Annotated in this window: 14 protein-coding genes; 11 read left to right on the forward strand and 3 right to left on the reverse strand. The window is 44.9% G+C overall.

Translation table 11 applies throughout. The features are described from left to right. Nucleotides 1–35 precede the first annotated feature (35 nt). From R8O10_RS00200 to R8O10_RS00210, 3 genes are all read left to right on the forward strand, one after another. A complete protein-coding gene (locus R8O10_RS00200; protein ID WP_318146091.1) occupies nucleotides 36–3,161 on the forward strand; it encodes an EAL domain-containing protein in 3,126 nt (1,041 codons plus the stop codon). A gap of 89 nt (nucleotides 3,162–3,250) precedes the next feature. Next, a complete protein-coding gene (locus R8O10_RS00205; protein ID WP_005379162.1) occupies nucleotides 3,251–4,030 on the forward strand; it encodes a class I SAM-dependent methyltransferase in 780 nt (259 codons plus the stop codon). A gap of 186 nt (nucleotides 4,031–4,216) precedes the next feature. Next, nucleotides 4,217–4,789, forward strand: a complete 573-nt coding sequence (locus tag R8O10_RS00210) for a hypothetical protein (protein ID WP_171343024.1) — start codon at nucleotides 4,217–4,219, stop codon at nucleotides 4,787–4,789. A 69-nt stretch (nucleotides 4,790–4,858) separates the two neighbouring features. On the opposite strand, the gene R8O10_RS00215 is transcribed toward R8O10_RS00210, so the two are convergent. Next, on the reverse strand, nucleotides 4,859–5,737 hold the full coding sequence (locus R8O10_RS00215) for a carboxylate/amino acid/amine transporter (protein WP_025768287.1): 879 nt from the start codon (nucleotides 5,735–5,737) through the stop codon (nucleotides 4,859–4,861). 64 nt (nucleotides 5,738–5,801) lie between these two features. Next, nucleotides 5,802–6,227 (reverse strand): universal stress protein UspA, encoded by a 426-nt coding sequence (gene uspA, locus R8O10_RS00220; RefSeq protein ID WP_005379165.1) that lies wholly within the window; start codon nucleotides 6,225–6,227, stop codon nucleotides 5,802–5,804. A gap of 282 nt (nucleotides 6,228–6,509) precedes the next feature. Here uspA and ftnA point away from each other — a divergent pair, with 282 nt between their 5' ends. The 3 genes from ftnA to R8O10_RS00235 all read left to right on the forward strand — a co-directional run bounded on the left by ftnA (nucleotide 6,510) and on the right by R8O10_RS00235 (nucleotide 8,825). Continuing rightward, nucleotides 6,510–7,037: a non-heme ferritin gene (ftnA, locus tag R8O10_RS00225; RefSeq protein WP_005379167.1), complete on the forward strand. Its 528-nt coding sequence runs from the start codon at nucleotides 6,510–6,512 to the stop codon at nucleotides 7,035–7,037. A gap of 91 nt (nucleotides 7,038–7,128) precedes the next feature. After that, a complete protein-coding gene (uspB, locus tag R8O10_RS00230) occupies nucleotides 7,129–7,452 on the forward strand; it encodes a universal stress protein UspB (protein ID WP_005379169.1) in 324 nt (107 codons plus the stop codon). Nucleotides 7,453–7,631: 179 nt separating this feature from the next. Continuing rightward, the gene (locus tag R8O10_RS00235) at nucleotides 7,632–8,825 is read left to right on the forward strand and encodes an NAD(P)/FAD-dependent oxidoreductase (protein ID WP_005382944.1); all 1,194 of its coding nucleotides are present in this window, start codon (nucleotides 7,632–7,634) and stop codon (nucleotides 8,823–8,825) included. Between the two features lie 93 nt (nucleotides 8,826–8,918). Here R8O10_RS00235 and R8O10_RS00240 read toward each other — a convergent pair whose 3' ends face one another. Then, nucleotides 8,919–10,262, reverse strand: coding sequence for a sigma-54 interaction domain-containing protein (locus tag R8O10_RS00240; protein WP_005382945.1), 1,344 nt, complete (start codon nucleotides 10,260–10,262; stop codon nucleotides 8,919–8,921). Nucleotides 10,263–10,698: 436 nt separating this feature from the next. On the opposite strand from R8O10_RS00240, the gene R8O10_RS00245 reads away from it, so the two are divergent. The 5 genes from R8O10_RS00245 to R8O10_RS00265 all read left to right on the forward strand — a co-directional run bounded on the left by R8O10_RS00245 (nucleotide 10,699) and on the right by R8O10_RS00265 (nucleotide 14,023). Further along, a complete protein-coding gene (locus R8O10_RS00245; protein WP_042522589.1) occupies nucleotides 10,699–11,250 on the forward strand; it encodes a BON domain-containing protein in 552 nt (183 codons plus the stop codon). Between the two features lie 45 nt (nucleotides 11,251–11,295). Further along, on the forward strand, nucleotides 11,296–11,472 hold the full coding sequence (locus tag R8O10_RS00250; protein WP_005379177.1) for a DUF1328 family protein: 177 nt from the start codon (nucleotides 11,296–11,298) through the stop codon (nucleotides 11,470–11,472). Between the two features lie 8 nt (nucleotides 11,473–11,480). Further along, a complete protein-coding gene (locus R8O10_RS00255) occupies nucleotides 11,481–11,678 on the forward strand; it encodes a hypothetical protein (protein WP_005379178.1) in 198 nt (65 codons plus the stop codon). A gap of 104 nt (nucleotides 11,679–11,782) precedes the next feature. Beyond that, a complete protein-coding gene (locus R8O10_RS00260; protein ID WP_042522590.1) occupies nucleotides 11,783–12,214 on the forward strand; it encodes a hemerythrin domain-containing protein in 432 nt (143 codons plus the stop codon). 144 nt (nucleotides 12,215–12,358) lie between these two features. Then, nucleotides 12,359–14,023 (forward strand): diacylglycerol kinase family protein, encoded by a 1,665-nt coding sequence (locus R8O10_RS00265; protein WP_042522591.1) that lies wholly within the window; start codon nucleotides 12,359–12,361, stop codon nucleotides 14,021–14,023. Nucleotides 14,024–14,198 lie beyond the last annotated feature (175 nt).

The following is a 14,198-nucleotide window of genomic DNA, read 5'->3' on the forward strand; positions in this document are numbered from 1 at the left end:
GTAACTGCGGGTTAACTCCGAGCTATGGAGAGAATGTGCAGCGTTTTCTGGTTATTGCCGCGCTATGTTGGAGCGCGTTTGCTACGGCCTCAGATCCGAAGGTGTTGGTCGTGCACTCCTATCATCAGGGTTTTTTCTGGACGGACTCCATACAGCGAGGCATCGAGCAACAGCTGGGCGATCGAGCGCTGGACATGCGTGTGCTCTATCTAGACTCGAAACGTAACCAGAGTGAGCAGTTTTTTGCACAACTAAAATCCTTGTATCTTACGAAATTACGCAAAGAGCGATTCGATGCCATTTTAGTGAGCGATAACAATGCGCTTGAACTCATGCAGCGTTTAGCCCCAATCATCAAAGACACCCCAGTTATATTTAACGGCATTAATAACTACCATCCTTCTTTACATCGTTCTCTGAATGCAACCGGAGTCATGGAAGATGTCGATTTGGAAGCGAATCTCGCTCTTATTGAGCGCTTACATCCGAACTACACACAAGTTCTCATCGTCAGTGACCACTCGGTGACCGGTGAGGTGTTGCGTTATCAAATCGACAATTTTGTCCTCAAGTTCCCGCAATATCGAGACAAAATCGTACAACTTGTCCCAGACAGCATCATCGATCTAAAACAACAAGTCGCAAAACTGAGTTCCGATAAAGTCGTCTTGTTCTGGACCTATTACCGAGATAAACAAGGTATGGTTGGCAGCGAGCGTGACTGGGTTGGTGTCAACAAAGTCTCAAACGCGCCGCTGTTTATGGTGCATGACATTGGTTTGGGTCATGGCGCAGTTGGAGGGGTTATTCAAAGTGGTTATCGGCATGGTATTGAGAGCGCAGAGATGCTTGAGTTCGTTTTGGATAACCCTGATCAGCCTCTGCCTGCGGTGAAAAAAAGTGATTCTGAAATAAAGCTCGATTACCAAGCGGTAGCGCGTTGGGGATTGGGGGCTGAACAAGAGGTTTCTGCGGTATTTTTTAATAAGCCAATGAAGCTTTCTGAACGTTTTGCCAAGGAAATTCGCCTGTTTGGTAGCCTGTTTGTGGTGATGTCGGTGGTCATTTTGCTGATGGGTTATTATTTACAACGGATGCGTCGAAGTGAGAGCGCTGCGCGAGAAAGCCAGGCTATTCTAGAATCGATTTTCGATCAGAGCATGCAGTATATGGGCATTTTGGATGCCAACGGTGTGCTTAAATCGGGCAACGATCACCTTCAATCCTTACTTTATCACCAAGGACTGCGTTTAGACCGACCACTTTGGTTTCACCCCAACTGGAGTGAAAAAGCACAAGCGTTGCTTGAGGAGTATTTCCACGCGCCTCACCATCAAGTGTCGACGTTTGAAGCTGAAATTTGGAGTAAAGAACACGGCGCATTGGTGTTAGAAGTTTCGCTCAAGCCTTTTTCTCAGCAAGTAGGGAATCATAAGCAATACTTGTTTGAAGCGCGCGATATTACCAGTCGTAAATTGATGGAGGACAAGCTTTACCAACGTGAGTCAACCCTACGCAACTATTACGAGCAGCAGCCCGTGATGATGGTGACGCTTGATAGTAATAACCGAATTCAAGAAGTGAATCGATTTGCTCAACTACTTCTTGGCTACAAACCGATGGACATGCTCGGACATCGCCTGAGGGAGTTCTATTTTGATGACAAAGTGCTGTTCCCTCGCCAAGTGTTATTGCAACCCAACCAGCAAGTGCATGGTGTTTGGCGACGTGAAGTCGAGTATCGTCATGCAAATGGTCATCGTGTTTGGGTGCGCGAGAATATTCGTCCGCTGAGTGAATCTGAGCAACTACTGATTGTGGGCGAAGATATTACCGAAACCAAACTGCTTTCCGAGAAATTGGAATACCAAGCTCGCTATGACTTACTGACGGGGACTTACAACAGAAACCATTTTGAACTAGAGCTTAAGACCGCACTGTGCGAAGTGGACAGCCATCGTCGAGTCCACGCCATGTTGTACCTCGACTTAGATCAACTAAAAGTCCTCAATGATACGGTTGGGCATGATGCAGGTGATGCGGCGATTCAATTCTGCGCCAGTATGCTGGAAGGCGTTCTGCCGTACAATTCCATCTTGGCTCGAATGGGAGGCGATGAGTTTGCGGTGTTACTCAAAGACTGTGACGAATATGGCGCCATCAATATTGCCAAACTGATCATCTCGACACTAAGCGAACACCTCTTTATTTGGGAAGACACACGCCTGTTCATCAGTTGCTCAATTGGTATCCGTATCATCGATCATACCGCTGATACGCCACAAATGGTGCATGCTCAAGCAGACTCTGCTTGTCACGCCGCTAAAGAGCAAGGCCGTAACCGCTATAATCTATTCAGCTTAGATAACGAAGAGTTGCAGCGTCGTCAGATGGAAATGCAGAGCGTCAATTTGGTGCATGAGGCATTGTCGAATCAACGTTTAGAACTGTTTGCTCAACCGATAAAAAGCTTACAAAAGCACGAGACTCAAATGTATTTTGAGATTTTGGTGCGTATTCGCAATGGGTACGGTGATTATGTTTCTCCTGCGCTGTTTATCCCTGCTTCCGAGCGTTACAACATTGCCCATTGGATTGATAAGCAGGTTATTACTCAAACACTAGAGTGGTTTGAACAGCGTCCTGAGGTGGTTGAACAGCTTGGTCGCTGTTCGATAAACCTTTCAGGTCAATCTATGGGGAATCAAGAGTTTATTGACTTCTTATTGGAGCGATTGGAAAGTTCGACTCTGCCGTGTGAAAAAATCTGCTTAGAAATCACCGAGACAGCGGCGATGAGCAATCTGGATCAAGCCATTGAGCTGTTTACCAAGCTAAAGGCTTTGGGTTGTATGATTGCATTGGATGATTTCGGATCTGGATTGTCTTCATTTGGTTACTTAAAGAAACTTCCTGTCGATATCGTGAAAATTGATGGTCTTTTCGTGCAAGATATCAACGTAAATGAAATGGACCGCGTGATGGTTCGTTCAATCAATGACTTGGCGAAGCAACTAGGTAAAGTGACGGTGGCGGAGTTTGTCGAAAATGACCAGGTCATGCAGCATTTGATAGACCTCGGTGTGGACTACGGCCAAGGCTACGGTATTGGCCATCCTAAGCCGCTTTCTGAGCTAGTGGAGCAACTGACGGCTGTATAACCTCTGCGTAGCAAGCTCAACCTAGCATTAATAGGTAACTTAGGTATACACTCAGCGCCAGTTACCTCGATTTTTATTGGAGCCTCCTTTTGCAACTGCAATTGATCTGTGAAAACCCGTCTCAACAATCTCATCTTGATGAACTCGCTGCGCGTTGGCAGCTTTCACACACTGACGATAGCGATTTTGCTTTGGTGCTAACCACCGAGCGTTTGGAGCTACGTAAAGTGGATGAGCCAAAGCTGGGTGCAATCTTTGTGGATTTGATTGGTGGTGCGGTCGGTCATCGTCGCAAGTTCGGTGGTGGTAAAGGCCAGGCAATTGCGAAAGCTGCGGGGTTGAACAAAGGGGCAACGCCAACCGTGTTAGACGGCACGGCAGGTCTTGGTCGTGATGCGTTTGTGCTCGCCTCGCTAGGTTGTAAAGTGCAGATGGTCGAGCGTCATCCAGTCGTAGCGGCTTTGTTAGATGATGGCTTGGATCGAGCGAAACAAGACCCAGAAATCGGCACCTGGGTATCTGAGCGCATGTCGCTAATCCATGCTTCTAGCCATGATGCGCTGGAACAATTGGCGCAAGATAAAGACTTTGTCCAGCCAGATGTGGTGTATCTTGACCCGATGTATCCGCACCCAGAAAATAAAAAGAAGTCGGCGCTCGTAAAAAAAGAAATGCGCGTTTTCCAATCGTTGGTTGGCGCCGATTTGGACGCCGATGGTCTGCTAGAACCAGCCATGGCGTTAGCCACAAAGCGTGTAGTAGTTAAACGCCCAGACTATGCTAACTGGCTGAACGAGAAAAAACCGACCATGGCGATTGAAACGAAAAAAAATCGCTTCGATGTCTACGTTAAAGCATCGATGGCATAACTTCCTGACGGCTCAACTTTTCTTGTCACAGTACGGTGTGTCGTGCTGTGACTCAGCCTCTCTTTCCTAGTCTCTATTGATAGTTTTCTCTTGCTAATTCCCTTCCCTGACTGTATATCTAACTAAGAATTATTATTATTTCACTTGTTGTGATGCGGTCGATAACTGGGAAGCTGGAGTAGTAGAATGGCTAAACGTTTATGTAAAATGAGTCGCAAACAGATCGCGGCAGAACTTGGTGATATCCATCGTTTAGTTGTCGCACCAAAATTCGTTTGTCGTTCTTGCGCACGCTCTTCATCGGCCAAAGATACCCTTTGTAAGCCAGCCGCAATTCCTCCACAAAAATGCCAAGACAAGCCATTGAGTGAGCAACAAGCATGTGGCTTATTGGTTGAAGCTCTGCCAGCACAAGCGATTCCAGTGATCACTAAACAAAGCAACGAAAAAGCCGCGATTGTGAGGCGTGTTGTTGAGCGTGTGAAAGAGAAAAAACAAGCCGAAAAATCTCCGGAGCCAGTAAGAGCCGACGCACCAGTATGGTTTGATTTAGCGGATAAAAAATCGCTCAAGAAAGCGAAAAAAACACTGAAAAAGCACTATAAGCAGCAAAAGAAGTTGCTAAAAGTGGCGAAAAAACAACAAAAGTTACTTAAGCGTCAGCGCAAGCTTGAAGCGCGCAATGCGAAACTAGAAGTGTTGCTGCCAACGCCACCTAATGCTTTGATAAACGCAATCTCACAAGCCAAAGTGCATTAATCAAACAAAAAACGCTCTCCAGTCGGAGAGCGTTTTTTATTGCTGGAATATTTGTTAGTAGCGATGGCGTTACTTATTGGCGTAGCTCATTTCGACGCGCTTTTTCACCCAGGTTTCGTTAATCCATAGGGATAGCATGATGATCGCACCGCCAATGGCGAGTCGCATGACATCAACATCGCGGTTCCAAATCACAATGTTTACAATCAAGCCCGCCGGAACCAATGCATTGTTCATTACTGCCAGTGCACCTGCGTTCACCATAGTCGCGCCTTTGTTCCAAGCAAAGTAACCAAAACCAGAAGCAATCAACCCAAGGTATGTCAGAATGCCCCATTGCGTTGTAGTGGTTGGTAGTTTGTCGAGGTTACCCATGAGCGCGAAAGCCACGGTTGCTACACAAAGTGCACCTAAGTAGAAGTAGCCAAACACGGTGTGTTGTGGCAAATCGACGGGTTCACTCTCCATGATATATTTGTAGCCCACCTGACCGATGGCAAAGCAGAGGTTTGCTCCTTGTACGACCAAAAAGCCCAGTAGGAAATCTTCATTAATGCCTGCAAATTTAATCCAGGCGGCACCAAATACGGCTATTGCAGCGGTAACTAAGTACCAAGGTGAAAAGCGACCTTTCAAGAAGTCATAGATTAGCGTGACGTAAATGGGTGTGAATACGGTGAACAGCAATACTTCTGGCACGGAAAGGAGCAAAAAAGATTGGTAGTAGAAGCAATACATCAAGCCGAGCTGGAAGCCACCGACGGTCATCAGTTTCGCGATTAGGGATTTGCTAACGCCACGGAATTTCAAAAAGGGAATGAAAACCAAACTCGCCAGTGCCACGCGCATGAACACCGAGAACCAAGAATCAACCTGACCGGCGAGGTAAACGCCGATCAGGCTAAATGAGAATGCCCAAAGTAGGGTAACTGCGGATAGATAAGCCATGGATGAGAATCTTTATCAACAACAAATGTGCCCGCAGTCTAACCAAGTTTTATCGTTGCGCCAATCAGTCTTTTAGCGGTACGACCAGCATATCGACTGGTGAGCAGTTAATCAGCTGTCGAGTCGAAGATAGAATCTTGCTCCAGAAATCTTGGTGATGACCACAAACCACCAAATCAATGCTGTAGTCTTGAATGGTATCGCACAGCTCATTACTCAAATCGCCACTACCGACTAAAGTATGGGCAATTGGGTATTGCGCATATTCTGCGAAGTTTGCCAATTGTGTGCGCGATGCTTCCATTGCTTGATGTTGCGCTTCTGCCATATTGATATCGATAAGCCCGGTGTAGAGTTCTGCGTAGTTCACGTCGATGTGAATAAAAGAGACTTTCGCATCCAGAGGTTTAGCCAGTGATACGGCTTTCTTAATCAACACTTTACTGTCGTCTGAAAGGTCGACTGCCACAAGTATGTGTTTGTAACTCATATTGCTATCTCCTTGTAAGGTCATAGTTTTAGATTAGCACCAACCCCAAAAAAAATTTGCTGAAGTGATCTCATATCGGTGCCGTAGGTACAAAGTCTTGTCTCAGTAATCATGTTATAGTGGCGTTATACCCAAGTGACTTTGATATGCTGAAATAAGCGTAGTGTTACTGACTAGAGTTGAAGTGAAACTTCGCCGTGTCTGCCAGACCAAGCTATTCTCGCAGCGTCATTTATTTCGAGGTTACTTGGGTATATTGCATGCACAATAATAGGAGTTAACATGCTGTCTCAAACTATGGTCGAACAATTGAATGAGCAAATTAACCTAGAATTTTTCTCATCCAATCTATACTTACAAATGAGTGCTTGGTGTGAAGACAAAGGTTTTGAAGGTGCGGCTGAATTTTTACGCGCTCACGCCGTAGAAGAAATGGAGCACATGCAACGCCTATTCACTTACGTGAGTGAAACTGGCTCAATGCCAATCTTAGGCGCTATTGATGCGCCAAAGCATGACTTTGCGAGCCTAGGTGACGTTTTCCGCGAGACATTTGAACATGAGCAAATGATCACGGAAAAAATCAACAAACTGGCGCACGTTGCATTTACTAGCCAAGACTACTCAACGTTTAACTTCCTACAGTGGTACGTGTCAGAACAGCACGAAGAAGAGAAGTTGTTTAAAGGGATTTTAGATAAGATCGAACTGGTAGGTGAAGACGGTAAAGCGTTGTTCTTCATTGACAAAGATCTAGCACAAATGGCGAAAGAAGGTTCATCTTCAATCATGGATGCTCCAGCTGCGTAAACGCGTTTTGGGACGTTGTAAGTAGCGGGTAAAGACGAAGTGTTGATCGTCTTTTTCTCTTGAGCATTGTTGAAGATGTAGGGAGGAAAAGATGATCAGTGGAGACACAATCTTATTTGCGCTAATGGTGGTAACTGGAGTTAATATGGTCCGGTATCTCACCGCTCTTCGTTCTCTAATTTATATCATGCGTGAAGCGCATCCGCTGTTATATCAGCAAGTTGATGGTAATGGTTTTTTTACTACTCATGGAAATGTCACCAAGCAGGTGAGGTTGTATCACTACATTAAAAGTAAAGAATATCATCATCACCACGATGAAATTTTTACTGGTAAGTGTGAAAGAGTGCGTGAATTGTTTGTTCTATCGACCGCGTTGCTCGGCGTGACGCTACTTGCGGCCTTCATTCTCTAAGAGTCAATAATCCAGAAGTTGTTCTGTCTGAGATTTTGCGGACATACAGAGCGCTTAGAGTTTAAGCGCTTTTCCCTTTCGGTATTTGTCGGTAGAATGTCGCGCCTAGAAAGCAAGGATGTGCAATGTGCACATCCTTTTTTATTTTGATTCGATACCAATCAGTCTAAGAGCTACCGATGAGTAAGAAATTTGATGTTGTTGTAATTGGCGCAGGCGCAGCAGGTTTAATGTGTGCTGCAGAAGCAGGCAAGCGAGGCCGCCGTGTTTTGGTGCTCGATCATGCTAAAAAGCCAGGACGTAAAATCCTTATCTCGGGCGGTGGTCGTTGTAACTTCACTAACTACGACGTTTCAGCTAATCACTATTTGTGTCAAAACCCGCACTTTGTTAAGTCGGCGCTCTCCCAATACACTAACTGGGATTTCATCTCGATGGTGTGTAAACATGGCATTGAGTTCGAAGAGCGTGATCACGGTCAGTTGTTTTGTGTCGATGCATTTACGGCCAAAGATATCGTGAAGATGTTGTTAGCTGAGTGTGACATGCCGAACATCGAGCAGCGTTACCAATGCGATGTTCATTCGATTGAAAAAATTGATGAAGGCTTTCGTTTGCATGCTGGTACTGAGATTGTCGAATGTGAGTCTTTAGTTATCGCAACAGGTGGCTTGTCGATGCCAAAACTGGGAGCGACACCATTTGGTTATAAAGTCGCGGAACAATTTGGTCTTCGAGTTATTCCAACCACGGCAGGGCTTGTACCATTTACTCTGCATAAAGAAGACAAAGAAGACTTTGCTGAGTTATCTGGTATCGCGGTACCTGCGGAAATTACGGCTGAAGATGGCACCATGTTCAAAGAAGCCCTGCTCTTCACACATCGTGGGTTATCTGGTCCAGCAGTGTTACAGATTTCTTCATTCTGGCGGGCCGGACAAAAGGTGTTGATCAATCTTGTGCCAAACGATGATGTTGCTGAGTTATTAGAACGCAGTCGTGAGAAGCATCCAAATCAGTCACTCAAGAATACGCTTGCCAAAGTGCTGCCTAAGCGTCTGGTTGAAGTCTTAATTGAACGTAAAGAGCTAGTCGATAAACCGCTAAAACAGTTCAATCAAAAGGAGCTTGCGGCGATTGTGGAGCGTCTAGAGCATTGGGATATCGCCCCGAATGGCACTGAAGGCTACCGAACTGCGGAAGTGACACTCGGCGGTGTCGATACTGATCACTTATCCTCGAAAACCATGGAATGCAAAGACATTAAAGGGCTTTATTTTATTGGTGAAGTGATGGATGTGACTGGTTGGCTAGGGGGCTACAATTTTCAGTGGTGCTGGTCGAGCGGCTTTGTTGCGGGGCAGTGGGTTTAATCAAACACCAAACGCAGCCTAACTGCATAAAAGATAAGATACAAAAAGAGCACTGAATAAAATTCAGTGCTCTTTTTGTACTCCCATAGCGAGTTACTCGTCTTGATACTTTTCGAGTTTGTTATAGAGCGTTTTCACGCTAATGCCTAACTCCTGCGCTGATTCCGTTTTATTGCCTTGATTCTCTTCAAGGGTATTGAGAATGGCGGCTTTTTCTAGCTCTTCTAGCGAAACGCCCGCCGGAACAAGGTCTTCGATGCTGGTGCCTGTTTCCAATGGTGGTGTGTCGAAGATAAGATGTTCATCTCGGATGGTGTCATCAGCCAAAATGAATGCACGCTCGATCGTGTGTTTGAGCTCACGGACATTACCTGGCCAGTCGTGTGCAGCGATTTTTTGGATCGCAGAGTCAAGAATCGTTTTGGTTTTTGCCTCATTGGCGTTGCGGTGCGCAATAAAGTGCTTGGCCAGACCTACGATATCACCGCCTCGTTCTCGCAGTGGCGGTATCGTTAATGGGAAATGCGATAAGCGGAAAAACAGATCTTCACGCAGGAACTGCTCCTCAATGGCGATTTTAGGATCACGGTTTGTAGCAGCAATGATGCGAGTATTAGCGATATGAACCGTATTACTGCCAACTGGGCGATACTCTCCGGTTTCTAGCACCCGCAATAGCTTCACTTGATGCTCGATAGGCATCTCGGTGATTTCATCTAAAAATAGGGTGCCGCCCTCTGCCTGCTTAAATACACCTTGGTGAGTTTTATTTGCTCCGGTAAAAGCGCCTTTCTCATGGCCAAACAGTTCACTATCAACCAATTCAGGGCTAATGGCACCACAGTTAATCGCTATAAAGGGCTGTTGTTTACGCTCACTCGCTAAGTGGATGGTCTGCGCCACCAGTTCTTTGCCTGATCCACTTTCACCGACAATAAGGACGTTGGCTTCTGTTTTAGCAACGCGCCTGATCATACGATAGAGCTGATGCATCGGAGAGGAAGAGCCGACCAAAAGACCAAATTGGTCAAGATCGCTGGTGGACACTTTACGCCCTTGATCTTGTTTGTGTTGATAGTACTGGCTGACTTCGCTCAGGGTGTCCGTCAGAATGGCAATATCAACGGGCTTTCTGTAGTGAAAAATAGCACCCAAGTTCATCAGCTTATCCAAGTTCTCGTTTGGAGCGCCTGAGCTAATGATGATCAAGTCCATATCGTAGATGTCTTCGATATTAGAAAGACGTTGATAATCTGCACTAGTAAAGTGGGCGACTTCAACAATCGCAACTTCCGGTTTGAGTTGTAGGAAATCTTCAATCCATTGGTCTGCGGCATCGATGTCATGCAGACGAAATTTGTTCAGTTCCTGGCAAGAAGCGATGGCATTTTTAAGTGATGGATCTTGTATTCTTAGAAACAGGCTTGGCATCGACATAGAAATGTCCTCTTTACTATGACAGAAACAATGTACGTGGATTATTCTCACTTCACAAGACAAAATATTGTCAGCATAGATTTAAGGATTTGTTCGGTATTTTTATGTTATTAGCCCCTTTTTGATATATATCGGTGAGAGCCATCAGTAGATATTTCCTTTTGTTCAGATTTTTATTTTTAAAATAATAATTTTGCTATTAATTGATTCTGGAGAAATAGCCTTTCTGTTTTATCAGGTTATTTAGGCACAAGTGACGGAGGCTTTATCACCGATTAAAAATTACATTTTTTACGTGTAAATAATTCATGCTTATACTTTATTGCTCATCTCATTTTTACCTCTTTCCTTTATTAGTCACTTAAAAACAATGAGTTATAAAGTTGGCACGTGGTTTGCTCCTAGGGAAGTGCAACGTCAATAAAGGAGAATTACCATGAATAACATCGCAGCTAAAATTGTACTTACGTCAGTTCTTGCTACTTCATCTACAGCAGTCTTAGCGAGTGATAAATGGGAAAAAGAATCCATGGACGCTTGGCTAGATGGTAAAGCTGAAACCACACTACTGCTAAACAGCAATCTCAACTCTTTTGATATCAATACCGATGTTGAGAATCAGGTCGTTACCCTTTCTGGTTCGGTAAACAATGATCTTGAAAAATCACTTGCCGAAGAGCTTGTTACTGGTCTTGATGGTGTGAAAAAAGTAAACAACGAATTGTCAGTAGTGAATGAAGGCAAGAAAGAAACTGATTCAGAAGCTTTAGCTACACTGACCGATTCTAAAATCACGACTATAGTTAAAACGCGCCTACTAATGGATACCAATGTGAGTGGTACGGATATTGATGTAACGACAGAACGCAAAACGGTAACGTTGGCAGGTCAAGTTAATTCAGATGCGGAGCATGATCTTGCAATTTCAATTGCAAATAACACCAATGACGTAAATAAGGTGATTGATAAGCTAGAAGTGGTTCAATAATAGCGAGCCGAGTGATTTAACCCACTTTTATTAGGAGGTAACACTATGGTTCGTTGGATGTTTATTTTTCTGGCACTGGCACTAATTTCTGCACTATTAGGCTTTACTGGTATTGCAGGAGCTGCTGCCTCTATCGCGCAAGTGATATTTTACCTATTCCTATTGTCATTAATTGTATCAATAGTGATTGTTCTGCTGGGAAGAAAAAACGTAAATAGATAGGAGATTCCATGCGACTTACGTCATTTATTTACCGTATCGCCGCAGTATTCGGTTTGGTGTTTGCGTTGGCAGCTTGTAGTGAAGAAGGGCCAATGGAACAGGCCGGCAAAAAGATAGATGAAGCCGCCGAAGAAACCCAAAATGCGATTGAAGATGAATGTGAAAACATTAAAGAAAACCTAAACGCTGAAGACCAAGACTGTTAGCCGAATCAGGTTAGGTTTTTTACGCATAGCTATGTAAGAGAGGGGCGGTCAATAACCGCCCTTCCTTTTGTCCCAATTGTTTACAATCAGATAAGGAGTCAAAGATGAAAAACATATTTGATGTACTGAAAGAGAGTCATGAAAAGCAACGCCTTTTACTCGATGCTCTGATGGAAACGTCTGGAGATTCCCCCGCTCGTGAAGAGTTTTATCACAACCTTAAAGAGGAACTCGAACAGCACGCAGCGGCAGAAGAGCGGTTTTTCTACGCGCCTTTAATAGATAGCGATAAGACCATTGATCTCACTCGCCATGGCATCGCAGAGCATCATGAAATTGATAAAGTGATTGCACAGCTTGATGCAACCGATATGAGCTCGCCAGCGTGGCTCAACCTAATGAAAACCTTACGTCACAAAGTGTTGCACCATCTTGAGGAAGAAGAGCAGCGTTTCTTCCAGTTAGCCGGCAAGGTAATGACCGATAAGCAGAAAATGAAACTAGCGGATGGTTATGTTGAAGAGGTGGCAAGCTAGGTAGAGTGTTGGACCTTTTCGTGCCATTTCGGCACGGGAAGGCACTCAATCAAGGCGTTTACTCAAGTTCATGTATCCAAGCTCAATCCCCCGCGTATTCTAACTTCCACTAAAAAGTGCACTCGCTGAAGGCAAGGAGAGCGAATGTTTATCATCAAATATTATATTCTTGGCGCTCTGATCAGTTTATTGGCCGCTATCTATACGCCTCAAATTATCGTTAGTCTGCTGTTCTTGTGGATATCTCTTTCTTTAGCGTTGGTCAGCGTAGCCTACGTATTCGACATTCCCTCTATTTTTAGAAAAAACCAAGATGGCAAGATTGTCAGGTGGATTCGCTGGGCATTCATCCCATTTTTATTGGGGGCTAGAGCGTATAACGCCTGGGAAAGACGGCGTGATACTGTACCTCCAATCCAAAAAGTCAGCGACAATTTATACCTATCTCGCCGTTTGTTTCAGAGTGACTTAGATTTTCTCGAATCCAATGAGATCTCTTGTATTGTCGATGTCACCGCAGAATTTGCAGGCCTTGAAAGCGCGATGACCGACAAGCAGTTTCATTACCTTTCGATTCCGGTACTCGACCACAAAGCCCCAACGCTAGAGCGCCTGCGCCATGCGATTAACTGGATTGATACTCAAATCTCGTGCTCGCGGGCAGTGGTTGTGCATTGTGCGTTAGGGCGTGGTCGTTCAGTGTTTGTTGTGGCGGCGTATTTATTAAGCAAAGACCCGTCACTGACGGTTGAATCCGTGATGAAAAAAATCAATGACGTACGCAGTACCGCGAGATTGAATAAATTACAGATTAGAACGTTACGAGCGATCAGTGAAAAAGGCGTGCTAGGGCTGGATCAATCCACTTGGATGGTGGTTAACCCTGTTGCAGGTGGCGGAAAATGGGAGGAAAACGAACAGCACTTGATTCGTGAACTAACCAAAAAATATCGCTTGAGTATTCATCAAACCACCACAAACCTCAGCGCCGAGCAGCTAACACAACAGGCAAAAGAAAATGGAGCTAAGCAAATCATCGTAGCTGGTGGCGATGGCACAGTAACAGAGGTGGCGAGCCAATTGGTGGATACCGACCTAAAACTCGGTATTGTTCCGCTCGGAACTGCCAATGCGTTATGTCATGTGCTCTATGGCGTTGGCGCAAAATTCTCACCGGTCGAAAAAGCGTGTGAAGCGTTGCTTGGCGGACACTGCCAACGTATTGATACTGCGGAATGTAATCAGCGGCTTATTTTATTGGTCTTAGGCATTGGGCTAGAACAGAAAATGATCGAGCACGCTCAGCGAGAAGAGAAAAATGTTTTTGGACAACTAGCTTACCTCACCGGCTTTTTTAATGCTGTAGTGGCGGAAGAAACGCAAGCTTTAACCGTTTCGTTAGACGATCCAACTGAAGATGGAAACCACGACAATAATACACAAACGCTTGAAGTCCATAGTTTTGTCGTTGCGAATATCGCTCCATTTAGTACGTTGCTTGCCCAAGGTGGTGATGCGCCGCAGCCTGATGATGGCAAGCTGCATATCACATATTTAGATAACACCGAGTCTTTAGGCGGACGTCTTATCGCATTGTCGGATCTGACATTAACGAGCGTAGGCGCACAGGAAGAATCGACACATTTTCAATACGCGACGGCTCAGAGCGTCACTATTTCTGCGAATAAACCGATTGAGTATGTGATTGATGGTGAACTGTATTCTGATGAGCAACTGGCAATCAAGCTGCGTCCAAAGTCATTGAACGTATTTGTTCCAAGCCAGAGACGTAAATCAGCTTCGCTTTAACACAGATAATCCGCGGATAACGCGCCATTTGCTTCGTATTCTACATGGCGCTTTTTCTGTGTTGTTTGATGATTTGGTGTGCGTCGTAAAAAGGCTATCAAGGTCGCTGCGTAGTAGATGCAGCGGCTTTTTTCTATCTGCACCTTTTACTAGGTTGATTGGGGATGAGGGTTAA

Source organism: Vibrio sp. 1727 (assembly GCF_033344415.1).
Taxonomy (GTDB): domain Bacteria; phylum Pseudomonadota; class Gammaproteobacteria; order Enterobacterales; family Vibrionaceae; genus Vibrio; species Vibrio alginolyticus.

Excerpts from the sequence above, each read along its gene's own strand:
- R8O10_RS00210 (WP_171343024.1), top strand. The coding sequence starts at position 4,217 with ATGGCTAAACGTTTATGTAAAATGAGTCGCAAACAGATCGCGGCAGAA.
- R8O10_RS00215 (WP_025768287.1), bottom strand. The coding sequence starts at position 5,737 with ATGGCTTATCTATCCGCAGTTACCCTACTTTGGGCATTCTCATTTAGC.
- uspA (WP_005379165.1), bottom strand. The coding sequence starts at position 6,227 with ATGAGTTACAAACACATACTTGTGGCAGTCGACCTTTCAGACGACAGT.
- ftnA (WP_005379167.1), top strand. The coding sequence starts at position 6,510 with ATGCTGTCTCAAACTATGGTCGAACAATTGAATGAGCAAATTAACCTA.
- uspB (WP_005379169.1), top strand. The coding sequence starts at position 7,129 with ATGATCAGTGGAGACACAATCTTATTTGCGCTAATGGTGGTAACTGGA.
- R8O10_RS00235 (WP_005382944.1), top strand. The coding sequence starts at position 7,632 with ATGAGTAAGAAATTTGATGTTGTTGTAATTGGCGCAGGCGCAGCAGGT.
- R8O10_RS00240 (WP_005382945.1), bottom strand. The coding sequence starts at position 10,262 with ATGTCGATGCCAAGCCTGTTTCTAAGAATACAAGATCCATCACTTAAA.
- R8O10_RS00245 (WP_042522589.1), top strand. The coding sequence starts at position 10,699 with ATGAATAACATCGCAGCTAAAATTGTACTTACGTCAGTTCTTGCTACT.
- R8O10_RS00250 (WP_005379177.1), top strand. The coding sequence starts at position 11,296 with ATGGTTCGTTGGATGTTTATTTTTCTGGCACTGGCACTAATTTCTGCA.
- R8O10_RS00255 (WP_005379178.1), top strand. The coding sequence starts at position 11,481 with ATGCGACTTACGTCATTTATTTACCGTATCGCCGCAGTATTCGGTTTG.
- R8O10_RS00260 (WP_042522590.1), top strand. The coding sequence starts at position 11,783 with ATGAAAAACATATTTGATGTACTGAAAGAGAGTCATGAAAAGCAACGC.
- R8O10_RS00265 (WP_042522591.1), top strand. The coding sequence starts at position 12,359 with ATGTTTATCATCAAATATTATATTCTTGGCGCTCTGATCAGTTTATTG.